Origin of the sequence: Fulvimarina uroteuthidis, from assembly GCF_034321785.1 — a bacterium.
GTDB classification, from domain to species: Bacteria; Pseudomonadota; Alphaproteobacteria; order Rhizobiales; family Rhizobiaceae; genus Fulvimarina; species Fulvimarina uroteuthidis.
The window spans coordinates 306,611-328,726 of the sequence record NZ_JAXLPB010000002.1 but is presented as its reverse complement, the minus strand read 5'-3'; the positions used below and the strand labels follow the sequence as shown (position 1 = coordinate 328,726).

Here is a 22,116-nt window from a genome sequence, read left to right as displayed (position 1 = left end):
GCGCCTGGCGGCCTTTCGATCGCCGGGCGGGTTCGCGCGACGGGGACCGGCCGGCGCGATCGGCCCTCTGTGCTTCATCGATCGACGCGCACGACCATCGAGCCATGGGTCTCGTGGCCGGCGACGGGCAGGCGCGTCAGCGGCGCTTCGTCGGCCCCCCAGGCGAACGCGCCTTCGAAGCCTGCCGGCACGTGATAGGTGTTGGCGTCGAAGCGGTTGTGCCCGGCCTCCAGCCTGCCCTCGTTCGGACTTCCCGCATCGACGTCGCTCGCCGCGCCCATGCGGCCGAACGCGCCTTCGAAGGAAATGAGATTGTCCGTGACCTGATTTCCGGCCGCCTGGTAGAGGCCGCCGACCGCGTCGGGTCGCCCCTGGTCGATGATCGCGATGCCCGAGCCGTCGGCGGGCACGACGACGAGATTGCCGGTGACCGAGACGCCTTGCGTCGAGGCGAGAAGGATGCCCGCGCCCCAGAACCAGGACGCCGCCATGCCGTTGCAGCGCAAGACGTTGGCCTCGATCAGGGCGGCGCCGCTGATCTCGTGGAAAATGCCCGGCCCTTCGTTGAAGGCGGCGACATTGCGGCTGTAGCGCGTGCCCCGGCACTCGATATCGCACCAGAGGCCGGGGCCGCGATTGTCGATCACCAGATTGCCGGCGATGACGGCGTTCTCGGCCGACGCGCCCTTGAGGCCGCCCGCCTCCCACGCCGGATCGAACCCCTCGCGATTGTTGCCGGCGACGAGGTTGTCGAGAACCGTCACCCCGGGGCTCGAAAACGCGACCCCGAGCTGGCCGTTGTCGGTGATCCGGTTGCCGACGATGGTCGATCGGGGGCCGCCCAGGACGCCGAGCCCGCTGTTCAGCCTGATATCGTTGTGGGCGATGGTCCAGCCGCGCGCGGCCCGATCGGTGTCGTCGTAGACGGCGCCGCGCTGGGCGGGGTTGGCATAATGCTCGATGACGAGATCGGCGACGAGGACGTCGCTTGCGCCATTGGCGAGAAAGGCGAAGGCGGCCGCGCTCGCCTCGATCGTGCGGCCGCGCGGATCGGACGCCAGCACGATGCGGTTCGCATCCCGGTCGAAGAAGAAGCGGTTCGCCTCCCCGCTCAATTCGTCGAGGGTCGCGACTTCGCCGAGCGGCCTGCCGTCGACGAAGACGCTGCCGGTGCGGTCACAGGCCGGGCGGGCCGCAAGGCAGGTGCCGCGCGGGTCGATGCGCGGAAACGGCGCGGGCGCGGAAAAATAGGGCCCCGAAGCTTCGAACGCGCCGACGAGGATCGAACCGCGCATCACCGCGCCCGGCGCGCCGACGAACTGCTGTCCGCTCTTCGGCGCCACGATCTGGCCCCGATGGACGCCCGCCTGGAGACAGAAGGCGGCGCCCGGCTCTGCGCGATCGACGAGCGGCTGGATCGCCTCGCCCGGCGCGATCGCGGTGGCGTTGCGCGGGCAGGGGCGCGAGCGGGGACCGGGCGCTGCGCGGTCCGGACGAAGCTGCGAGAGCACGGTCTCGTCGCTCTCTCCGGGCGGGGTGTCGCAGTCCGCGACGAGCGAAAGAAGCGCCATCACGGACGCTGCGATGCCTTGCGCCATGGCGGCATTTCTCCCTCAAGGCCGATCCGGCGCGTTGTTCGCAAGATCGGCGGATGTCGGTGCGCCTTCGTCCGGCGCGCCTGCCGCAGGCAGCGGCCGGGCCGTCATGGCGCTGGCATCGCTGCCGACCTGAATGATGTCGCCCGGCCAGACCGGGTCCGAGAGACCGGCCGTCTCGACCTCGAACGACCCGTCCCGGAACCGCGTCAGGCGCACGGATGGCGGGCCCTTGACGTCCGGTGGCAACTGCGCGGCGCGCAGTGCGCGTACTTCGCTGATCTCGCCGGCGATGGACAGCGTCGCCTCGGCCTCCGCGATCTGCTGATTGACCGCCTGGAAGGCGGTGAGATCCTCGTTCCGCGCCGTGGTTTCCAGCTGTTCCAGGCGAAACTGCGCCTCGATCTGGAGCGAGCGCGCGCGTCCGAGACTGCCGGAAAGCTGCGCGAGATTGGCCCGGCTTCGCGAGCGCTCGCGTTCGAATTCGATGACGTTCGCCTTGCGGGTCAGGCCGTTTGCGAGAAGCCGGTTGGCATCGGCGAGCTGTCTGTCGAGAAGCTCGATCTGCTCGGTCTCGAGGGCGATCTGTTGGCTGAAGACGCCAATATCGGCCTCGACCTGCTTGACCTGTTCGTCGAGGACGGCGCGCTGGCGCCCGCGCGCTTCGATGCTGGAGGCGAGGACCTTCTCCTCGACGGCGAGGAACGAGGCCAGCAATGCCCGGTCGGCCTCGCTGACCTGCGGCGGCTCGATCGCACCGCCGCCGAGGGACGCCTCGAGGCGGGCGCGCCGGGCCAGCTGGCCGATATAGCCGACTTCAAGAAGCTTCAGGCGCTCCTTGGCGGTGAGAAAGTCGGCGCGGGCCTGCGTCTCTTCCAGATTGAGAAGGCTCGGGCCACCGGCGAGCGCGATCGCCGCCGACACCGTCATGCCTTCGAGAAAGGCGTAGCGCCCGGGCGTTCGAACGGCGCCGACGACGGTGACGGCGCGCAGTTCGGTCAGGCGCACGATCACGGTCGGATCCTGCAGGAAGCCGCCGCTCAGCCGTTCGGCGAGCGTCGCCTGGACGGCCTGCGTGGTCATGCCCGCAACGGGAAGCTGCCCCAGAAGCGGGAAGTTGATGCTGCCATCGGCATCGACGAAGAACGGGCCGGACAGATCGGGCTGGTCGAAGACCGAGATCGTCAGCCGGTCGCCGGGCGCAAGCTGCGAGCGATCGGCGATGCTGCGCGTCTCGGGATCCGCCGAAGAGCCGGCGCCGCGCTCCTCGGTCGCCGCAAGGGTCTGGGCGAATGCGCTTGCCGGACCTGCCGCGACCATCGCCATCGACGCCGGAAGCGGCAGGGCGAGGAGCGGCATGGCCAGTGCGGCCAGCCCCGAAAGGTTGAAAAGCCGGCGCCGGCCTGGCACGGGACGGGGCGTCGGGCGCGCCTGCGGCAAAGCCCGTTCCGGCACCGCCGCCCGTTCCGCCCGATCCGGAGGTCGGACGCCGGGCCGGCGGGCACCGCCCGCATTCGCGAACATCTTATCGACGATCATTTCCGCCTCTCGCAGCTCGAATGGACGCGGAGCCTGCGCCCGCACCAGAAAGAAAACGTCCGCCGCGAGCCGATAGGCGGACCGAACGGGCGTCGTCGGACCGAGGCTAGCATGGGCAATCGGCGGGCTTTGCGGGGCATCGGTGGGATCGGTCCTCATCCTCCTTGTCTAACTCCGATGTCTTCGGCCAAGCGGCCGGCACCTGGCCTAAGGTTCGCCGGTGCGACATTCGCGAAAGGCCGCCTCGATGAAGGATTCAGACCATCTTTCCGGACTGGACGACGGCAGGACGAGGCCGGGCGTCGCCTGGGCCGACGGGGCGGCGCCGGCCGCCTGGCAGCACGATCGCTTCGACGTTCTCGGCGTGCCCGTGAGTGCCATCGGCCCTGCGGACGGCGTCCGCATCGTCGAGGCGTTCGTGCGCCACCGGGTGAAGACCTTCGTCTGCGTCACCGGCGTTCACGGGGTGATCGAATGCCGCGACGACGAGGCGCTTCTTTCGATCCATCGTCGCGCCGGAATGGTGACGCCGGACGGCATGCCGCTGGTCTGGTGGGCGCGCCGCAACGGCCTTGCCCATGTCAGCCGCGTCTACGGCCCGTCCCTCATGCGCGCGCTCTGCGCGCGCGCGGGGCACAATCATCTGAGACATTTCTTCTATGGGGGAGGGGCCGGCGTCGCCGCAGATCTCCGCCTCGCTCTGATCCGCGAGACCCCGGGGCTGAACGTCGTCGGCACCTACGAGCCGCCGTTCCGCCCGCTCCGCGAAGCCGAGGCGCAGGCCATGGTCGAGGCGATCAATCGCGCCGCACCCGACATCGTCTGGGTCGGCCTCGGCACGCCCAAGCAGGAGCGCTGGATGAACGCATATCGCGACAGGCTGGAGGCGCCCGTCCTGATCGGAGTGGGCGCGGCCTTCGACTTCCTGTCGGGCCGACAGGTCCAGGCGCCGCAAATCCTACAGCGCAGCGGGTTGGAGTGGGCCTATCGCCTGTGCCGGGAACCCCGCCGGCTGGGGCGTCGCTATCTGAACATCGTGCCGCGCTTCCTGACGCTTGCGATCGTGCATCATGTACGAGGCGACCGGTCCGGCGGCGGCCCGCGCGGCGGGTGAGACGCCGATGAGGGCCGTGCCGGAAGCGACACGGGCGCAAGGTCGACGCTCGGATATGGCGGTCGTGTCGATTTCCGGCGAACCTCATCACCAGGATGGCGCGACGAACCGACAGACCGATCGGGTAGCCATCGCGACGAGAGCATCCATCAAGGGAATATGCGACCCAGGCGAGCAAAGCAGAGTGAAAAAGCGCATCAGCAAAGCAGATCGCTACTCTTTATAACAACAAGATCCGCAAAAGGTGCGGCAACAGCATGCCGCAACGGTCTGTCCCTGTTCTCGACATTCGTCGGGATTAAGCATTTTTCGGCCCAAAATGCGCCAATCGAGGGGGTTTACGACAAATTCATTGACTCAAATCAAGGACATTCGTACGCTAGTTAACATAATATGATTATTGATAAAAGTTGAGAGATGTCTTTGGCGTTGTTCCATTCTGCAACACTTTGCGGGAGCCATCTTCAAAGTATGCAAGGATGGTTGGATCGGCCATCGAGTTGACTGAGAAAAATCGATCAGGATGCATAAGGTAAGGAGTGTCATCCATGCCGGCTTCATCAAAGGCTGTCTTGTGCAACAGCCAATTTCTGTTCAGAGACGGGCTGTTGTTGCTTCTACAGGAAGAGAATTTCGACGTCTTGCTGTGCGTATCCCATCCCGACGAGATCCGTCTGGCGCGGGGGGATGATTCCGAGAATCTGCTCATTCTCCTGTGCGAAGAGCGTCTGTCGCCCGAATTGTCCGATGCGCTTTCCATGCTGCGCCGAACCTATCCGCGATCGCGCATCGTTCTCCTGCTGCAGGATTACGACAGTGCGGCACGGGAACGGGCCGAGCGGCTTGGGGCCGACGGCCTGCTTTCCAAGTGCATCTCCCGACATGTCCTGATGCGGAGCATCGAACTGATCATGCTCGGCGAGCACGTGTTCTCGAGCACCCCGGGCGTTCCGGCGCGCGCCGTCCTCGAGGAACGACGGGTATCGGCCGCGGCTCAGCCGTTGCCGCTCGAAACACAAAGGGCCAGGCCGCGGCACGATGCGGTCGCGGCAGGCAGGCCGGGCCCCGTCATGCCCCGCGCCGGCGACCGGAAGGGCGGTTCGGGCTTCGAGCGGGCCGGCACCCATCCGTGGATCGACGCCTCGGCGAAGGAGCTGTCCGAGCGGCGCGACACGCTGTCGGGTCGCGAGACCGAAATTCTCCTCTGCCTCGTCGACGGCCTGTCGAACAAGATGATCGCGCGCCAGTGCGGCATCACCGATGCGACGGTCAAGGTTCACCTGAAGGCGATCCTGCGCAAGATCAAGGTCCAGAACCGGACGCAGGCTGCGGTGTGGGCGATGCAGAAGATCGGTGCCGGGCATCTGGCGGCCCATGGCGACGGCAAGGCTCCGATGGACGAGGCCGATCATGGCGATTACGCCGATGGTCACGAGACCGACGACCATCCCGCCGCGCTGTCGACCGGGCGCAGACTGCGCGAAATGGCGCCCATGGCCCAGATGCCGCCGCAGGTGCATTCGGATCACGACTACTACAAGGACCATCGTCCGTCGGGCATCGAAACGCTCTCCACGGATTGACGGCGGTGGACACCGTGTGGTTCGAGCCCGCGGGGCGCGCGAATGCGCCCCTGGAGGATAGCGACCTCGTGATCGCCGGCCTCGTGCGCAATGGCGGGCGGCGCCTGCGCCGCAATATCGAGATCCTGCGAACGGCCTTCGGCGCGGCGCGGTCGCTGCACTTCATCGTCGTCGAAAGCGACTCGACGGACGATACGCCCGCGTCTCTCGCCGCGCTGGAGCGCGATATTCCGAATTTCCGCGCGATTTCGCTGGGCGCCCTGTCGAAACGTCTTCCGCGACGCACGGAGCGCATCGCCCATTGCCGCAACGCCTATCTCGAAGCGCTCGAATCGTGTGCGGGCTTCGATGCATCGGGCTATGTCGTCGTCGCCGATCTCGACGGCGTGAACGGTGCGCTCGATCCGGCCTCGGTCGCAACGTGCTTTTCCAGCCAGACACCCTGGGATGTCTGCACCGCGAACCAAGACGATTTCTATTACGATGTGTGGGCGCTGCGCCATCCGATCTGGTCGCCGGACGATTGCTGGGCAAGCTACGACGCCCTGATACCGGTCATGGGGCCGCGTCAGGCTTTGGAACTGGCCGTCCATGCCCGCATGGTGCGGCTCGATCCGGACGCGCCGATGATCCCTGTCGTCTCCGCCTTCGGAGGGCTTGCCATCTACCGGGCGGCGATCTTGTCCGGTGCACGCTACGCGGCATGGGACGAGACGGGCGCCCTCGTCTGCGAGCATGTTCCGTTCCACGCCGCGCTGGCCGCAAGAGGCTGCCGGATCGTCATCAATCCGAGATTGCTGAACGCGCGGACGACGCACCATGCCTGGCACAAGAAGCGCATCGCGCGAGCGATGCGCCGCCTTTTTCCCCGCCTCTACCGGCCCGATCCACAGGGAACCGGCGAGACGAGCCGACTGGTCGCGGGATTGAAATCGGTCAGGGCGTTTGTAGCCCGCTAGCCTCTTTCGAGGCCGGCGCATCGTTCCTCCGTTGGAACGCGCGATGCGCCAGCTGACTGTCCGGTTTCACGCCTCGGCCTTCGCGAACATCGATCCCGATGGTCAGGCCGAGGCACTCGCCGAGCCGGTTTCGTCTAGAGATTGAAGACGACCTTCGTGCACCCGTCGGACTTTTCCTTGAACGTCTTGTACAGATCGGGGCCCTCGGTCAGGTCGTGGCTGCGGTGACTGATCAGGGAGGTCATGTCCACCTTCCCGGCGCGGATCAACTCGGTCAGCGGCTCCAGATAGCGTTTCACATGGGTCTGGCCGCTGCGCAGGGTCAGGCTCTTCTGGACGATCTGGCCCATATTGATCATGAGCGGTCCGCCGTAGACGCCGGGAATCGAAACGACGCCGCCTGGACGCACGGCCTTGATGGCCTGATCGAGCACGAAGCCGCGCTCGGCCGGTGCGACCTTCTCCTTGATCGTGGCCATCAGCCCGCCCTGGCCGTGACCGGCGCTGGCTTCCATTCCGACGCAGTCGATGACCGCATCGGCGCCCTCGCCATGGGTGATCTCGACGATGCGCTCGAACACGTCTTCCTTCTCGAAATCGATGATGTGCGTCGCGCCGGCCTTGCGGGCGAGGGCGATCCGCTCGGGGACCGTCTCGATGGCGATGATGCGCTCGGCACCCAGGATCCTCGCCGACTGGATGGCGAAGTAGCCCACCGGTCCGCAACCCCAGACGGCGATGGATTCGCCGCCCTTGATGTCGCACTGTTCGGCGCCCTGATATCCGGTCGGGAAAATATCGGTGAGGAACAGGACGTCATCGTCGGACATGCCCTCCGGCACCTTGATCGGGGCGAAGTCGGCCATCGGCACGCGGACATATTCCGCCTGGCCGCCGGCATAGCCGCCGAGCATGTGGGAGTAGCCGAAAAGACCGGCGATCGTGAAGCCGAACTGGGCCGCCGCGATCGGCGCATTGCGGTTCGAGCGCTGGCAGCAGGAATAAAGGCCGAGCTTGCACATGCGGCATTCGCCGCAATTGATGTTGAAGGGAACGACGATCCGGTCGCCCTTCTTGAACTTGTGGTCGGCCGAGCCGGTCTCGACCACCTCGCCCATGAATTCGTGGCCCAGAACGTCGCCACTCTCCATGGTGGGCATCAACCCATCCATCAGATGGAGATCCGAGCCGCAGATGGCGCAGCTCGTCACCTTGATGATAACGTCTCGGGAATCCTCGATCTTCGGATCGTCCACGGTATCGCAGCGAATATCGTTGGTGCCGTGCCAGCAGAGCGCTTTCATGTCGGATCGTCCTTTGCAGAAGGTTCAGATTGCGACGGGTCGCGCGAATTGGCATTCCAGCGCTCCGCCCGGGTTCCTCCCGGTGCGGCAACACGTGGCCCGCCACGGATCACGGATGTCTCCCGCCCATGCGTGGTGAATGGGTCGGCGAAGGAAAAGAGCCCCGCGCGATCGTGCCGCGCGAGGCCGTTGATCTCAGACGAGGCCGTCTTTCTTGGCTTCGTCCCTGGTGGTGTCGGCGGCGGAGCGAACGACGTCGCCGACCTTGTGAGCGACCGTTTCCGACGACCCGTCCTTCGGATCGGGCTTCAGACCCTTCTCCTCGGCGGTCTCGCTGGCCGACGCATAGGCTTTCTGTGCGACGTCCTCGGCGCGGTGCAACGTGTCCTCGCCCTTGGCGTAGGCCTCGTCGCGCAGATGGTCGCGCGTCTCGCCCATCCATTCGTCTTCCCGGCGCGTGGCCGGCAGCATGGCACCGACGGCGGCACCCACGGCAAGCGCTACGGCGCCGAACACCAGGGGTTCGTCCTGGATCATGTCGGCAAGGTTCCGGCCCGCCCGCGAGCCGGCGCGATAGATGCCCCGGCCGGCGCGTCCCGCGCTGTCATAGGCCGAAGATCCGGCATGGGAAACGGCATCGGTCGTATCGTGCAGTCCGCGCCGTGCCGATCCGCCGATCGACGATGCGGCGCCCGACGCGGAGCGCCCGGCGCGTGCGAAGGCGTCCGACGTTCCCGATGCGGCGCTCGAGGCCGCTCCCTTGACCGAGCTTGCGGCCGACGAGGCGCGTTCGCCCATGCCCGGACCCGAACTTGTCGTTCCGGCGGTGCCGGTGCCGGAGCGAAGGACCGGATCGTTCATCGCCCGGCCGGCCCCGGTGCGCGGCGAACCGGAACGATCGTCGGCCGGAAACGCCTCTTCGAACCGGTCATAGGCCCGGTCCTCGCGCCAGCGGCCGAGGCGGTCGGATGCCGCGTGGCCCTTGGCCCGCGCACCGTCGCCGAGGAACAGCCAGGCAAGGCCGGCTCCGACGAGGCCGAGCGCGAGCGGATTGTCGCGCACCTGGCGCCCGAGGTTCTTGACCGTGTCGGCGCCCTGGCCCTCTTTCAAATAGCCCGAAAATTCGTCCACGATCTGCCCGACCGACAGCCGGTCGCGGATCGCGTCGAACGTCGAGTCGAGGTTGGAGCGGTGGGATTCGGCTTCTTTTTCCAGACGATCGGTATCGGTGCTCATCGGGTTTGCTCCTTGGCGAGGCGAACGTCCTTGTTCAGCTGGTCCGCGGTTCGGTTCGGCATGAGTTTGCCGGGTTCAAGTTCCTTCTTGCCCTTCATCAGGAGCACGGCTCCGAGAATGGCCAGCGCGACACCGACGATGAGCGCGGCCCAGCCGGCTCCGATATTGGGTTCGCCGATCTCCGCGATCGCCGCCACGAGGGCTCCCGTCAGGGTGATCAGCGCCACCAGGAGGCAGATGCCGCCGGCCGCGAGTGCGCCGCCGGCCGCCTGCACCTGCGTGACCTTGTCGGACAGCTCCGCCCGGATCAGCCGCGTCTCCGTCTGCACGAGTTCGCTGGTTTCGCGAAGGGCATGGATGACGAGGTCGGGAAGCGATTTGGGTTCGTTGGGATTAGTGGTCATGGTTTCCGCCTATGCCTGAAGTGCCAAGGGTGCCCGGGGTCGCCGGCCGCGTGCTCGGTGTGGCCGTCGGATCGGCCGGCCGCGGTTTGGGGACGAGCGTCGGCTCGCCGCGCGGGTCGGTCGGCGAAGCCGGAGCAGTGCCCAGCGGGCGCGCACCCGGTTCACCAACGTTCGAGGCCGCAGGATTGCCTGTTTCGAACCCACCGGATCGCGTGGCCGGATCGATCGTGGATCGAGCACCTGCAGGTCCACCGGTCGGAACCGGACGGGCCGGCGCATAGTCCGGGCGGTCGTCGTCGCGACGATCGCGATAATCGCGCATGGAGGAGCCGCCATCGGCATAGTCGGCTTCGCTGTGCTCGCCGGAGGAGCGGGCGAAACGGCCGAGGGCAAGCCCGGCGAGCGCTGCGCCCACGAGGAAGGTCGCCGGACGCTCCCGCGCGAACCGTGCGACCGACTGCGTCAGCTCGCCGACGTCCTTGCCGTGGATGGTCTTGGAGGCATGTTCCAGCCCGCCTGCGACTTCACGCACGAGCTGCGAGGCCATCGACTGGTCGCGGTCCCCGAGTTCGTCCGAGGCCTTGCGGACGGCGGCGGCGAAGTCATCGAGGCCACCGGCCACGGTTTCCTTGCCTTTTTCTCCCTGGGAGCGCGCCTGCTCCTTGGCCTTTTCGCCAAGATCGGCTGCTGCTGCCCGGGTTTTGTCGCCCAGTTCCCTGGCCTCTTCCTTGGCCGAATGCATCTCGCGGGCGCTGCGCTCGCGGACCCGGTCGACATCGTCGTTGGATTGCGTCGTGCCCGTCGATCCGGGCGTCTGGGTTGGATCGTTAATCATGATATGTTCTTTCAGCTGATACCGAGGAGCGACAGGACCACCAGCACGACGACGATGAGTCCGATGAGGTAGATGATGCTTCGCATGGGCGTTGCCTTCTCTTCTTCTTGTTGGTTGCAGGGCCGCCGACGACGAAGGTCGACGGAAAGCTTGGCTCTCGACACGCGGCACGGGCCGCGAAGAGCACGAGAGTTCGATCAATGCGTCCCGGACCGGCGCTGCATGGCAGCAAGGATCAGGGTCGCCGGAACGGCGAATGCCAGGGTTCCGAGCGAGACGCGGCGAGGGCGCTCACCATCACCGTGCGGCGAACGTCTCGAATCCCGGTGGGACTTTCCCTTGTCGTCGCCGGAACGACGGCCGGTTCCCGCACCCGGCTCGCCGGCCACCCGGTCGGCCATCACCGCGCCGCGCGTTCCCAGAGGTTGCGACCGTCCGGTCGTGGTGTCGCGGGCGGTCTGGTGCTCCATCTCCGCGTTCAGTTCGCCGCCGATGATCAGGACCGTCGTGGAAAGCCAGATCCAGGTCATGAAGCCGATGAGCGCACCGAGCGAGCCATAGGTCGCGTTGTAGGATCCGAAGTTCGCCGCGTACCAGGAGAACAACATCGAGACGACGAGCGTCAGAACGAGCGTGAGCGCCACGCCGGGGCTGATCCATGTCCAGCGCGCATTGGCCCGCGACGGACCCCAACGGTAGAGTGCCGCAACGCCCAGCGAGATCAGGAGGGCGATCGCGACGAAGCTGCCGATGCGAACCAGCCATTCGACCGCCTGTCCAAGCCCGACGAAGTCGAGGAGGACGGGGACGACGATCATGACGCCGATGAACAGGACCGCACCGACGATGGCGGCGAGCGTGAAGGCCAGCGACACGAGGGTCAGCTTGATGAAGCTGCGATCTTCGGTTTCATCATAGGCGACGTTCATCGCCTCGAAGAGCGACTTCATGCCCGCATTGGCACTCCACAGCGCCAGTAGCAGCGAAATGGCGAAGGTCAGCCCGAGCGTTGTCGGGTCCTGCTGCGCCAGCCGATTCAGCTGGTCGTTGAGAATTTCCATTCCGCCAGCGGGAACGATGCCCGAGAGCGCCGAGATCTGGTCCTGGATCGTCGCCGGATCGGCGATGAAACCGTAGATGGACACCATGGCCGACAAGGCAGGCACCATGGCAAGAAGAAGATAGTAGGTGACGCCTGCCGCAATCAGCATCACCCGGTCGTCACCGATCTCGGCATAGATCCGCCAAAGAATGTCCTTCCATCCGCCAGCGGGTATTTCGGCAGGTACTTCGGCGTCGTGGCCGCGACTTGTTCTTGTATTCATGACGCGTCATTCCAGTAGCCCTCGCGAACAAGCATCGGGCTCGTTCAGCGGATGTAGGGGAACAACAGCCGGACAGTTTCATAGTTCCGGCTTATTAATTTTTTTCTTTCGGGAACATCGGCCTTCGCTCATCGTCCGCGCCATGCGCGACGGCTCCGGGACTGGATCGCAACGGCTGTGCCGGACCTGTCGCGCACGGGCGGTTTTGGCGAACCCGTTGCCGGGCCTCGCGCGCAAGGGGCCATCCGGTCCGGCGTTCCGCAACCGCAACCGCAACCGGTCAACGCATCGGGACGTGAAAGGACCGGCCAGTCGCCCGGACGCGCCGTCAGGCGCTGGCGCGCGGGCCGACGAGGCCGAACCGGACGCCGAGAGCGTCCTCGGCGACGAGCGAAAACGCTCCGCCGGGGATCGGGTCCGGGCCCTGGATGCCGTGGCCGCCGGCCTCCGACAGGCGGGCGAGCGCGGCGTCGATGTCGTCCACCGCGAAATAGATCTGCCATCCCAACTGCCCGCCCGGAACCGGTCCCATCAGGGCGCCGATGCTGTCAGGTCCGGCGTGGATGAACTGATAGGCACCCAGATCCCCCATCGGCATCGCGCCCTCGGCGCGGATCGACAGGAGGCGGCCGTAAAAGACGAGGGCTGCGGCCGGGTCCGGCGCCGAAAGCTCGTTCCAGACGGCATGGCCGTGCGGGGCGGGCTCGCCGCAGACGAAAGCGCGCGAGGGAGTCTCGCTCGCGCTGCGCATCAGATAGAAGGGCTGGCCTTGCGGATCGGCGAGGAAGGCGAGACGCCCGACGCCGGGAATCTCCATCGGCGCAAGCTGGACGGCGGCGCCGGCTTCCTGCGCCTCCCGCACCGCCCGATCGACGTCGTCGACGCCGAAATAGACGTGCCAGCGCGAGGGCATGTCCATGTCCGCCGGGCGCTGCATCATCCCGGCAATGGCGGTGCCGTTCGCCTCGGCGATGCGGTAGTCGCGCGCGAGGCCGCCGGGCGGGCGATGGAAACTCCAGCCGAACACGTGGCCATAGAATCGGTCGGCGCCGTCGGCATCGTCCGTGACGAGTTCGTACCAGATCGGGCGTCCGTGACGGTTTTCCATCTCATGCCTCCCGGCTGACGACGTCGAAGCCGCCATAGATCATCCGCCTGCCGTCGAACGGCATCGGATTGTCCGCCATCGCCGTGTCCATCTCGGCGAAGACGGCCTTCTGGCCGGCGTCCCGCGCCGCCTTGTCGGGCCATTCGATCCAGGAGAAACAGACGGTTTCGCCGGGTTCGGCCGCCACCGCCCGCTGGAAGTCCGTCACCTGTCCCGCCGGCACGTCGACGCCCCAGCATTCCACATGGCGCGTCGCCCCGTGGCGCAGGAACAGCGGCGCCGCCGCGAGACAATGGGCGATGAAACCCTCCCGGTTTTCGCTCGGAACGGCGAGGACGAACCCGTCCACATAGCCGAACGGACCCGCCGGCCCTTCGTCGACGACCATCTCGAAGCCGCCATGGATCATGCGCCGGGCGTCGAAGGCCATGTCGGAGACGTCCATCCTCGGGTCCGCCATCATCCGGGACTCGCCGGCATCGCGGGCCGCGCTGTCCGGCCATTCGATCCAGCCGAAGCCGAGGATCTCGCCGTCCCTGGCCGCAACGCTCCGGTAGAAGTCGGTGATCTTGCCCTTCGGCACGTCGTCGCCGAGGGCGTCGACGACGCAGCTGGCGCCGAATTCCCGAATGAGCGGCGCGGCCTTCCGTGCCTGATCGACGAAACGCGCGCGCCGTTCGGCCTCCACGGGGAGGACGCATCCGGTGACGTAGGACATGGCGGTTTCCTTTTCGTGAAAATCCGGCAGGCGTGCGATGCGGCTCCTGCCTGTGGGGAATGGCGGCACGGGAAGGCGACAGGCGGGGCCGACGCAGCGGAAGGCGGCGCGGGCCGCTCCTGACGAAAACCCCGCGGCGTTCGGTCCTTCTCCGATCCCTTGTCATTTAAGTTGATATCAACATATAGCAGGGATGTCAAAGAATTCTTCCCCAGAGGCATCCGGCCCCACGCCCGCCGTCCCCTTCGCGACCACGCTTCACGTGCGCGACCATTGCCTCTGCCTCCATGCGCAGCGGGCCGCCCGCGCGCTCGCCCGCAGGTTCGACGAGGCGCTTCGCCCGGCAGGCCTGAAGAGCGGCCAGTTCTCGCTGCTGATCTCGCTGAACCGGCCGGAGCCGCCGACGCTCGGATCGGTGGCGAGACTTCTTGCCATGGACCGTACGACGCTGACCGCGAACCTGAAGCCGCTGGAGCGTGACGGGCTGCTGACGTTGGTTCGGGACGAAACCGACAGGCGCGCCCGCCGCCTCGTCCTGACGGACAGGGGGCGCGCGGTCCTCGCCCACGCCGCCCCGATCTGGACGGCGACCCACGAAGCGATCGAGGCAGAACTTGGCGCGGGCGAAGCCGACCGGCTGCGCGCGGGGCTCGACAGGCTTCTGTGAGGCCGTGGCCCGCGATCCGCCCGAACTCACCGGCGGCGGGCGATCGCCCGCCTGGAAGCCGCAGGGTTCAGCGGGCGCCGCGGGCCTGCGCGGCATCGCCGTTGGTCAACGTCTTGACGATGTCCTTCGCGGCGAACTCGGCGGCGCGCTCGAAGGCCGCGTCATTGTCGCCGCGAAAGGAAATCACCCGGTCGATCACCAGCCTGTCCTCTTTCACGTCGAGAACGTCGATGCGGCCGCCGCCGACAAGGGTGCTCATCTTGTGAATGCCGCCGAAGACGAGATAGTCCGCGCCGGCGGTGCGGGCTTCCGACAGTATATCCTCCGCAAGCGCGGTCTCCCGCGTGCAATTGTGCCGCTCGACGCAGGGCAAATGCACGATCTCGAAGCGTTCGTCCCGCGAGATGTCGCGGGCAAGCCATTCGGAAAACGCCTTGATCCGCTGCTCGTGCTCTTCCGTCTGGTCGCGCGGCTCTCCGGAACTGTCGGAATAGTCGAAGCCGATGACCGTCAGTTTCATCGGCTCCGCCGCGCCGGCCGCCCCGCCCTGTCCGGCGACCGCGATGGCGAGGGCCGCCGCGATCGACCATGCCGATGCCCGAGTTTTCATCCAAGCCTGCTTCATCGTCATCTCCCCGATGGGTCGTGTTGGATCGGCTACTTTATCCCGGCCTTCGTCGCAGTCCAGTCGCGCCGGCGAGAAACTCTTGGAACGGCAACGGGATAGTCGATTTCGCGGACCGGCCTTCCCGGCAAAAACGCGCCTGGCCGCGGTTCCGCGATGGGCCGGGTGCGCGATGGACCCCTCAAGCGGCGCCCGTGTTCGTCGCCTCGCCCATATCGCCCCTGAACAGCGCCATGACCAGATCGGTCTGGGTGACGAGCCCGATGAGCCGGTCGGTTTCGTCCACCACCGCGATATGGTGGAGCCGGGCGCTTGCGAGGAAGGGCACGAGTTCGGCGATCGACGTGTGCGCGAACGCCTTCCGGCTGTCCTTCGAGACGATGCTGTCGACCGTCATCTGGGTCGAAAACCCCTTGTCGAGACCGTTCGCCAGCCGCTTTCCCGCGCGCAGCGACGGGCGGCCGATGCCCTTGCCGACCGCCTCGATGAAATTCTCGCGCGACAGCATGGCCACGAACGTCCTGTCGTCCCTGGTGACCGGCAGAACGCTGAAATCGCGGTCCTGGATGATGTGCCAGGCCTCGTCGATCGTCGTCGTCGGCGAGATCGTCACCACGTCGCGGGACATGACGTCTTCGCATGTCAGGTCGCCGGACCGGCGCCGATAGGCCTCATGCTCGGCCTTTGTGAGGATCGCCATCAGATCGTTGCGATCGATGTCGACCACCTTGCCCTGCGCCTTGAGGACGGCGTCGAGGTCGGCGAGCGTGAAGCCGACGCGTTCCCGCGGTGGAGGGTCGAGGGTCCCATGGGCGTTAGGCGCCTCGGCGGGTCTCAGATGCGGATAGCGCCGGCCGGTCAGCCGGTTGAAGACGAGGGCGACGGCAAGAAGGAGAACCGAGTTGAGGCCGATCGGGATCGCGGCGAAGGCGAACCCCAGGGCGTCGGCGCTCGGACCTGCAAGAACGGCGGTGACCGCGACCGCGCCGCCCGGCGGATGCAGGCAACGCAGGACGAACATCAGCGCGATGGCAAGGCACACCGCGACGGCGGCCGCAAGGAGCGGGTCGGCAACGAGCATCCTGCACCCGATGCCGACCAGCGCCGCCGAGACGTTGCCGCCGACGATCGACCATGGTTGCGCAAGGGGGCTCGAGGGAACCGCGAACAGGAGGACCGCCGACGCCCCCATCGGCGCGACCAGCAGCGGGACGACCGTATCGGGGCCGAGGATGAGGAGGCTGGCAAAGCCGGTGACGGCGATCCCGACGAGCGCGCCGGCGCTCGCGCGCAGCTGTTCGCGCGCGCTGACGTGACCGAGATCGGGAATGAGCCGGACGAGAAACCGCATGGCCATCGTGAAACAACCCTTGTGCCGAAACGATTGCCGCTTTTAGCGGCATCGTGCGCAAAGAAAAGGCGTTTTCTTCGCCTGAAAAGCGAAAGGTCGGCTGTCCGGACATCCGAAAGGGTCGCCGGCTGCGCCGAGCGGCGGCGCAATCCAGTTGGCGGCGGCAGCGCCTTGCCGCCCGAGTGTGGTCCATCGATGGGGCGCACGCGGTGCGCAGGCACGAGCCGGCCACCGCGCGCTGGTATCGGACATCCTGCATCGCTCACATGTTGCGAAATGCGCCCTTGGATCGTCGTTTGGTGGGAGCGAGCCATGCGTGCAGGTTCGGAATCTGGGGTCGCACAGGCGCGGACGCCGGCCGGCCCGCCGAACGCGTCCGATTTCGCGGGAATTTCGCGCAAGACCGATTTCAACTGTCTCGCAATGCGGCTATTTCCCCGGGCATGGATATTGTTCTCGTCACCACGGTCATCGCCTCGCTCTTTCTCGTCATCGGCGCGGCGGAGCCCCTGGCTGCGCGCCTGCGACTGCCCTACAGCGTCATTCTCGCGGTGCTCGGCATCCTGATCGGCGCCGGCGCGATCTTCTTCCTGCGCACCAACCTGACCGATGCGCTGAATCCCGTGGCCGAGGCGATCCTCGGGCTGCCGATCCGCTCGAACGTCTTCCTCTACGTCTTCCTGCCGACGCTGCTCTTCCAGGCGACGCTCGGAATGAACCTGCGGCGGATGCTCGACGACTGGGTGCCGATCCTGGTGCTGGCCGTCGTGGCGGTGGTCGTGGCGACGCTCAGCGTCGGCTACGCCCTGTCCTGGACGAGCGCGCTGCCGCTGGCGGCCTGTCTTCTCATCGGAGCGATCGTCTCCACCACCGATCCGTCCGCCGTCGTCTCGATCTTCCGCTCGATCTCGGCGCCGCGCCGGCTCGCCCGGATCATCGAGGGCGAGAGCCTTCTCAACGACGCCGCGGCGATCGCGCTTTTCGGCCTGTTCATGGGCTTCGTGATGCTCGGCACGTCCGACCCGAGCCTCGGCGACGCGCTCGGGCGCTTTCCCGTCCTGATCGCAGGCGGCGCGCTGACCGGCTGGGTCGCTGCTCGCATCGCCATCTGGATCATGGCGCTGTTTGCGCGCCACGAGCTGGCGCTGATCTCGATCTCGGTGGCGTTGCCCTATCTTGCCTATATCGGTGCGGAGCAGAGCGTCGGCGCCTCGGGCGTGATCGCGGTGGTGGCCGCCGGGCTGACGCTGAACCTTGCCGGGCCGGGCCGGCTTCCCCCGCAGGCCTGGGCCAATCTGCGCGAGGTCTGGAACCTGCTGGCGCACTGGGCGGGCGCGCTGATCTTCATCCTCGCCGCGCTGCTGATCCCGCGGCTTCTGGGCGAGGTGCGCGCCGGCGACCTCGTCCTCGTCGGCGTGGTGATCCTGGCGGCGATCGCGGCGCGGGTGGCGATCCTGTTCGTCATGCTGCCGCTGCTGACGCTCGTGCGCGTCTCGCCCCTCGTCGATACGCGCTACCGGGTCGCGATCCTGTGGGGCGGTCTTCGCGGGGCCGTCACCCTGGCGCTGGCGCTGGCGGTCACCGAGAGCTTCCTCGTGCCTGCGGAGATCAAGCGCGTGGTCGGCATTCTCGCCACCGGCTTCACGCTCTTCACCCTGATGGTGCAAGGCACGACGCTGCGCACGGTGATCGGCTGGCTGGGGCTCGACCGCCTGTCGCCGATCGACCAGGCACTGTCCCGGCAGGTGGTGGCGGTGGCGCTGCAGACCGTGCGCGAGGACGTCGCGCGCACGACCGAGAACTACGAACTCAGCCACGACATCGTCCGCTCCGAGGCCAAGCGCTTCGGCGAGCGTCTGGAAGCCTCGGTGAAGATGGCCGAGGACAGCGCCGATCTTCTCGACCGCGACCGGATCGCGCTGGGGCTGATCGCGCTTGCCGGCCACGAGCGCGACACCATCCTCGACCGCGTGCGCGAACGGACGATCTCGGCGCGCATGGCCGAGCAGGTGCTGTCGGATGCCGACCGGCTGATCGAGGGCGCGCGCACGGGCGGGCGCAACGGCTACGGCCGGGCCGCTCGGCGCAGCGTCGCCTATGGCCGCGGATTTCGCGCCGCCGGCATGCTGCACAGCCGGCTGGGATGGTCCGCGCCGCTGGTGCGCATGACCGCCGACCGGTTCGAACTGCTGCTGGCGCAGCGCCTGATCCTGCGGGATCTGGGGGCCTTTATCGATGGCCGCATCCGCCGGATTCACGGTCGGCGCGTGGCCGATCTCCTGCAGGAGCTTCTGTCGCGCCGCATCGAGACGGTGGAAACCGCCCTCGAAGGGCTGCGCCTGCAATATCCCGGCTATGCGGAAGAGCTCGAACGCCGGTTCATCCGGCGCACCGCGCTGCGGCTGGAGGAGCGGGAATATGCCGCGATGCGCGAGGACGGGCTGATCGGTGCCGAAGTCTACATGGCGCTCGTCGAGGATCTCTCCGCGCGCCGGGCTGGCGCCGAGGAACGTCCGCGCCTCGACATCGCGCTGCAGCGATCCGATCTCGTCCGGCAGTTTCCGCTGCTGGCCGATCTCGACGATACGGCGCTCGAGCGTCTGAGCCCGGCCCTGCAGCCGCGATATGTCAATGCCGGCGACATCGTCATCCGCAGGGACAGTGCGGCCAAGAGCGTGTTCTTCATCGCCTCGGGCGCGGTGGAGTTGCAGAGCGCCGGCCAGACCTGGCGGCTGGGTCGCGGCGAGATGTTCGGCCAGATGGCGATCCTGATGCAGAAACCGCGCCGCGCCGAGGTGCGGGCGATCGCGCCCTCGACCCTCCTGACCCTCGACGAAGAACGCTTCCGGCGTCTCCTGCACAAGAGCGAGACGCTTCGCGAGGCGGTGCGCGCGAGCGCCAAGAAGCGTGGGATCGCGCCCGACGCGCTGTTGTCGGACGAACGGCAGAGGGCCTGATCGCGCCGTGTTCCGAGCATGAGCGGGGTTCCGGCGCGCTTCGGATGAACGGTTTCAAAGTGACGACGATCGGGGCTTGTCGGCGGCGGCGGGCCCCGACGAGCCGTGCGACGCCCCGCACGACCGCTTCGGTCGCGATGATCGGCCCATAAGACCCGCGATGCCGTCCGCCGGCAGGCGCATCGGCCCGAGCGTCTGAAGGGGTTTTCGGAATTCCTGATGGGTAAAATCAAGGCCATCGCCGGCGCCCTGTCCTCGACCCACAGGCGGAGCCACCCGTCGCGGTTGATCATGGCGGCGTCCAGCGGCTCGAACCCGTCGGTATGGGCGATCTCCTTGGAAAACGGAGCGAATCCACAGGTTCACCGGGCGACGCCTCGACAGTCAGGGCTGCGGCGCACCAAGCATATTCGGTGGTACCTCCTCTGGACGAGGGCGTCGGGCCGGGTATCGAGACAGTCGGAGATGAAATAACCATCAGAAAAGCGCTCGTAGAGACACTGCGTCGCATCTTGGTATACATGCTTATAATGATTGTAACAGAATTTAAGACTGATCTGGAAAGATGAAATCTCACCGTTACAGGAGCGTTTACACGTTCAGCGAATCGTGCCAAGCCTGAATATGGCAATTTTGTGTTGAGGGTGGGTATGTCACACGCATCGATTGCATTCATCGACGATCATCCGATCTTGCGAGACGGGCTCGTCAGCCTGTTCTCCGAACTCCGTGAGTATTGCGTGGTCGGAAGCGGCGCATGCGCCGCCGATGCGATCACGGTCGCCGCCGAGAAGCGACCCGACATTCTCGTCATCGATCTGCAGATGCCAGGCAATGCGCTCGATGCCATCGCGCGCATCCGGACCAAGTCTCCTTCCATGAAGATCGTCGCCTTCACGGCATCGGACCGCACGGATCTGGCGATCGCCGCGCTGGAGGCGGGCGCCAACGGCTATGTGCTGAAGGGCAGCACGGTCGCCGAGCTGACCGCCGCCATCGAGAGCGCGATGCGGGGCGAGACGTTCGTGACGCCGGCCCTGGCCAGCAAGATGATCGCAGCCCTTCGCCTGCCGTCCTCGCGCGAGGCGGCCAGCCGCCATCTCAGCGTTCGCGAGGAACAGATCGTCAAGCTTCTCCTGAAGGGTTGCACGAACAAGGCCATCGCCGCGCGCCTCGACATCAGCGAGAAGACCGTCAAGCACTACATGACGTCGCTGATGCACAAGCTCGACGCCCGGAACCGGCTGGAGGTCGTCCTGGCGGCCCAAAGGCTGGTCGGGATCGAAAGCGGGCGCGATGCGCGGAATCCGGGATCGTTCAACTGACGCGCGGTCTTCGCCATGCGCCCTTCGACGTGACGTGCCTTACGGCGTGGGGTCGAGATCGGGCGGAAAACGGGCGATCACCTCCGTGCCGCCGCCGCGCCTTTGCTGCATGGCGAAGCTGCCCTTGAAGGCGGCCGCGCGATTGCGGGCGGCGACGAGCCCGAGTTTCGGGCGATGTTCGTCCCCGGCGGCCTCGGCCTTGCCCGGTCCCGTGTCGCTCACCGCGATGCGGATCATGCCTGTCTCGCATCGTGCCTCGACCCTTTGACCTTGCGCGCCCGCATGGCGCACCGCGTTCTGCAGCGCCTCCTGGACGATGCGGTACATGCAGGCTTTCAACTCGTGCGAAATCGTGGCGGGCAGGTCCGATATGTCGGTCTCGACCCGCGTGCCCGTGTTGCGCTCGTGGCGCGCGACGGCGAGACGCAGCGCGTCGGACGCGGTCAGTCCGCACAGTTCCGGCAGGACGAGCCCGGCCGCGATGCAGCGTAGCTCGTCCATCGCCGTCTGCAGGAGCGGCATCGCCTTCGACGGGCGATCGGCGTGGAGGGCGGCGAGCGTCAGGAGTTGAACCGGCCCGTCGTGAAGGTCCGCGCCGACGCGGCCGAGCAGGTCCTCGCTCGCCTGCGCGCCAAGGCGGCGCGAACGCTCCGCTTCGTTTCGAAGAACGCGATTCTGCTTCAGGAGCTCGAGATTCCGGCGGTGATGCTGGCGGTTGGCCCGCCGCTGCGCAGTGATGCGCGCGTCGGCCCCGAGGACCACGATGGAGAGCAGCGCGAGCGCGCCCATGGCGAGCATGACCCGGATCGCCCAACTGCCGGCGATCACCGTCGCGAGGGAACCGGCGACGCCGTCGGAGCGCTGGTAGAACTCCCCGACGGCGATGATCTCGCCGCCGCTGCCGCGGATCGGAATATAGATCTCGAAGAGGTCGCCGGCCGTCTCGCCCCCGCCCGCATGCTCCGTCCCGGTGCCGTGATTCTCGACCGTTTCGCCGCGCGCGGCCTTCGCGACGCTCTCCGATTCATGCCGTTCGCCGATGATGCGCGGATCCGTCGAATAGACGATGGTCCCGTCCGGCCGCCAGATCTTGATCGCCTCGATCTCCCGGCCGAGCCCGGTATCGGCGACGAGCGTGTCCAGCCGGGACTGCTCCTGCCGCGATAGCCACGGGGACGCGCCGAGCGACTGCACGTGCGGCGAGATGATGCCCTGCATGTAGACCGAGGCGGTTCTCGCATGTTCCGCCAGCGCTTCCGCCCTCACCAGCCGCGACTGCAGAACGCCGCCGATCGCGACGAACAGCGCGAGGAGGACCGCTGCGAGAAGCAGGAACTGCCGGGCCGTGCCGAGGCGGCGCCACGCCGCCAGAGGCCGTGCCGGCCGCCACCGGTCCGACCAAGGTCCCGATCGAGGCCGGTCTTTGGTCGCCGAGGCCGATCGGACCAAAGTAACGAAAGTCTCTCGGACT

18 protein-coding genes are annotated in these 22,116 nt (G+C 67.0%); 6 read left to right on the top strand and 12 right to left on the bottom strand.

Translation table 11 applies throughout. From position 1 onward, the window contains the following. Positions 1-74: 74 nt before the first annotated feature. Both U0C82_RS06480 and U0C82_RS06475 read right to left on the bottom strand, forming a co-directional pair. Positions 75-1,598, bottom strand: coding sequence for a right-handed parallel beta-helix repeat-containing protein (locus tag U0C82_RS06480; RefSeq protein WP_322186262.1), 1,524 nt, complete (start codon positions 1,596-1,598; stop codon positions 75-77). A gap of 15 nt (positions 1,599-1,613) precedes the next feature. Then, on the bottom strand, positions 1,614-3,134 hold the full coding sequence (locus U0C82_RS06475; protein WP_322186261.1) for a polysaccharide biosynthesis/export family protein: 1,521 nt from the start codon (positions 3,132-3,134) through the stop codon (positions 1,614-1,616). 247 nt (positions 3,135-3,381) lie between these two features. Between U0C82_RS06475 and U0C82_RS06470 the strand changes: the two genes are divergently transcribed. The 3 genes from U0C82_RS06470 (at position 3,382) to U0C82_RS06460 (ending at position 6,790) form a co-directional block, all read left to right on the top strand. Continuing rightward, the gene (locus U0C82_RS06470; RefSeq protein WP_322186260.1) at positions 3,382-4,248 is read left to right on the top strand and encodes a WecB/TagA/CpsF family glycosyltransferase; all 867 of its coding nucleotides are present in this window, start codon (positions 3,382-3,384) and stop codon (positions 4,246-4,248) included. Between the two features lie 608 nt (positions 4,249-4,856). Beyond that, positions 4,857-5,831, top strand: a complete 975-nt coding sequence (locus U0C82_RS06465; protein WP_322186259.1) for a response regulator transcription factor — start codon at positions 4,857-4,859, stop codon at positions 5,829-5,831. A 5-nt stretch (positions 5,832-5,836) separates the two neighbouring features. Continuing rightward, positions 5,837-6,790 (top strand): hypothetical protein, encoded by a 954-nt coding sequence (locus U0C82_RS06460; RefSeq protein ID WP_322186258.1) that lies wholly within the window; start codon positions 5,837-5,839, stop codon positions 6,788-6,790. Between the two features lie 134 nt (positions 6,791-6,924). Here the strand turns inward: U0C82_RS06460 and U0C82_RS06455 are convergent, their stop codons facing one another. The 7 genes from U0C82_RS06455 to U0C82_RS06425 all read right to left on the bottom strand — a co-directional run bounded on the left by U0C82_RS06455 (position 6,925) and on the right by U0C82_RS06425 (position 13,720). After that, positions 6,925-8,094, bottom strand: a complete 1,170-nt coding sequence (locus U0C82_RS06455; RefSeq protein ID WP_322186257.1) for a zinc-dependent alcohol dehydrogenase — start codon at positions 8,092-8,094, stop codon at positions 6,925-6,927. 195 nt (positions 8,095-8,289) lie between these two features. Continuing rightward, positions 8,290-9,330, bottom strand: a complete 1,041-nt coding sequence (locus U0C82_RS06450; protein WP_322186256.1) for a DUF3618 domain-containing protein — start codon at positions 9,328-9,330, stop codon at positions 8,290-8,292. Next, a complete protein-coding gene (locus tag U0C82_RS06445; RefSeq protein WP_322186255.1) occupies positions 9,327-9,734 on the bottom strand; it encodes a phage holin family protein in 408 nt (135 codons plus the stop codon). The genes U0C82_RS06450 and U0C82_RS06445 overlap by 4 nt, the downstream gene beginning before the upstream one ends. Continuing rightward, a complete protein-coding gene (locus U0C82_RS06440; RefSeq protein WP_322186254.1) occupies positions 9,724-10,569 on the bottom strand; it encodes a hypothetical protein in 846 nt (281 codons plus the stop codon). Before U0C82_RS06440 ends, U0C82_RS06445 begins: the two co-directional genes overlap by 11 nt. 197 nt (positions 10,570-10,766) lie before the next feature. Then, positions 10,767-11,894 (bottom strand): YihY/virulence factor BrkB family protein, encoded by a 1,128-nt coding sequence (locus U0C82_RS06435; RefSeq protein WP_322186253.1) that lies wholly within the window; start codon positions 11,892-11,894, stop codon positions 10,767-10,769. A 328-nt stretch (positions 11,895-12,222) separates the two neighbouring features. Next, positions 12,223-13,002: a VOC family protein gene (locus tag U0C82_RS06430; RefSeq protein ID WP_322186252.1), complete on the bottom strand. Its 780-nt coding sequence runs from the start codon at positions 13,000-13,002 to the stop codon at positions 12,223-12,225. A gap of 1 nt (position 13,003) precedes the next feature. Continuing rightward, entirely contained in the window at positions 13,004-13,720 is a 717-nt protein-coding gene (locus tag U0C82_RS06425; protein WP_322186251.1) for a DUF1428 domain-containing protein, read from the bottom strand. Positions 13,721-13,913: 193 nt separating this feature from the next. Here U0C82_RS06425 and U0C82_RS06420 point away from each other — a divergent pair, with 193 nt between their 5' ends. Continuing rightward, positions 13,914-14,387, top strand: a complete 474-nt coding sequence (locus tag U0C82_RS06420) for a MarR family winged helix-turn-helix transcriptional regulator (protein WP_322186250.1) — start codon at positions 13,914-13,916, stop codon at positions 14,385-14,387. 67 nt (positions 14,388-14,454) lie between these two features. Here the strand turns inward: U0C82_RS06420 and U0C82_RS06415 are convergent, their stop codons facing one another. Both U0C82_RS06415 and U0C82_RS06410 read right to left on the bottom strand, forming a co-directional pair. Beyond that, positions 14,455-14,997, bottom strand: a complete 543-nt coding sequence (locus tag U0C82_RS06415; protein ID WP_322186249.1) for a DUF2380 domain-containing protein — start codon at positions 14,995-14,997, stop codon at positions 14,455-14,457. Positions 14,998-15,193: 196 nt separating this feature from the next. Continuing rightward, positions 15,194-16,363 carry an HPP family protein gene (locus U0C82_RS06410; RefSeq protein ID WP_322186248.1) on the bottom strand — a complete coding sequence of 390 codons (1,170 nt, stop codon included), beginning with the start codon at positions 16,361-16,363 and terminating at the stop codon, positions 15,194-15,196. Positions 16,364-16,806: 443 nt separating this feature from the next. Between U0C82_RS06410 and U0C82_RS06405 the strand changes: the two genes are divergently transcribed. Next, the gene (locus U0C82_RS06405; RefSeq protein WP_322186247.1) at positions 16,807-19,320 is read left to right on the top strand and encodes a cation:proton antiporter; all 2,514 of its coding nucleotides are present in this window, start codon (positions 16,807-16,809) and stop codon (positions 19,318-19,320) included. A gap of 650 nt (positions 19,321-19,970) precedes the next feature. Then, the gene (locus U0C82_RS06400) at positions 19,971-20,645 is read left to right on the top strand and encodes a response regulator transcription factor (protein ID WP_322186246.1); all 675 of its coding nucleotides are present in this window, start codon (positions 19,971-19,973) and stop codon (positions 20,643-20,645) included. Between the two features lie 39 nt (positions 20,646-20,684). Here U0C82_RS06400 and U0C82_RS06395 read toward each other — a convergent pair whose 3' ends face one another. Further along, on the bottom strand, positions 20,685-22,094 hold the full coding sequence (locus U0C82_RS06395; RefSeq protein WP_322186245.1) for a sensor histidine kinase: 1,410 nt from the start codon (positions 22,092-22,094) through the stop codon (positions 20,685-20,687). Positions 22,095-22,116 lie beyond the last annotated feature (22 nt).

Coding starts and splice junctions, on each gene's coding strand:
- U0C82_RS06480 (WP_322186262.1), bottom strand. CDS start 1,598: ATGGCGCAAGGCATCGCAGCGTCCGTGATGGCGCTTCTTTCGCTCGTC.
- U0C82_RS06475 (WP_322186261.1), bottom strand. CDS start 3,134: ATGATCGTCGATAAGATGTTCGCGAATGCGGGCGGTGCCCGCCGGCCC.
- U0C82_RS06470 (WP_322186260.1), top strand. CDS start 3,382: ATGAAGGATTCAGACCATCTTTCCGGACTGGACGACGGCAGGACGAGG.
- U0C82_RS06455 (WP_322186257.1), bottom strand. CDS start 8,094: ATGAAAGCGCTCTGCTGGCACGGCACCAACGATATTCGCTGCGATACC.
- U0C82_RS06450 (WP_322186256.1), bottom strand. CDS start 9,330: ATGAGCACCGATACCGATCGTCTGGAAAAAGAAGCCGAATCCCACCGC.
- U0C82_RS06445 (WP_322186255.1), bottom strand. CDS start 9,734: ATGACCACTAATCCCAACGAACCCAAATCGCTTCCCGACCTCGTCATC.
- U0C82_RS06440 (WP_322186254.1), bottom strand. CDS start 10,569: ATGATTAACGATCCAACCCAGACGCCCGGATCGACGGGCACGACGCAA.
- U0C82_RS06435 (WP_322186253.1), bottom strand. CDS start 11,894: ATGAATACAAGAACAAGTCGCGGCCACGACGCCGAAGTACCTGCCGAA.
- U0C82_RS06430 (WP_322186252.1), bottom strand. CDS start 13,002: ATGGAAAACCGTCACGGACGCCCGATCTGGTACGAACTCGTCACGGAC.
- U0C82_RS06425 (WP_322186251.1), bottom strand. CDS start 13,720: ATGTCCTACGTCACCGGATGCGTCCTCCCCGTGGAGGCCGAACGGCGC.
- U0C82_RS06420 (WP_322186250.1), top strand. CDS start 13,914: ATGTCAAAGAATTCTTCCCCAGAGGCATCCGGCCCCACGCCCGCCGTC.
- U0C82_RS06415 (WP_322186249.1), bottom strand. CDS start 14,997: ATGAAAACTCGGGCATCGGCATGGTCGATCGCGGCGGCCCTCGCCATC.
- U0C82_RS06410 (WP_322186248.1), bottom strand. CDS start 16,363: ATGCGGTTTCTCGTCCGGCTCATTCCCGATCTCGGTCACGTCAGCGCG.
- U0C82_RS06405 (WP_322186247.1), top strand. CDS start 16,807: ATGGATATTGTTCTCGTCACCACGGTCATCGCCTCGCTCTTTCTCGTC.
- U0C82_RS06400 (WP_322186246.1), top strand. CDS start 19,971: ATGTCACACGCATCGATTGCATTCATCGACGATCATCCGATCTTGCGA.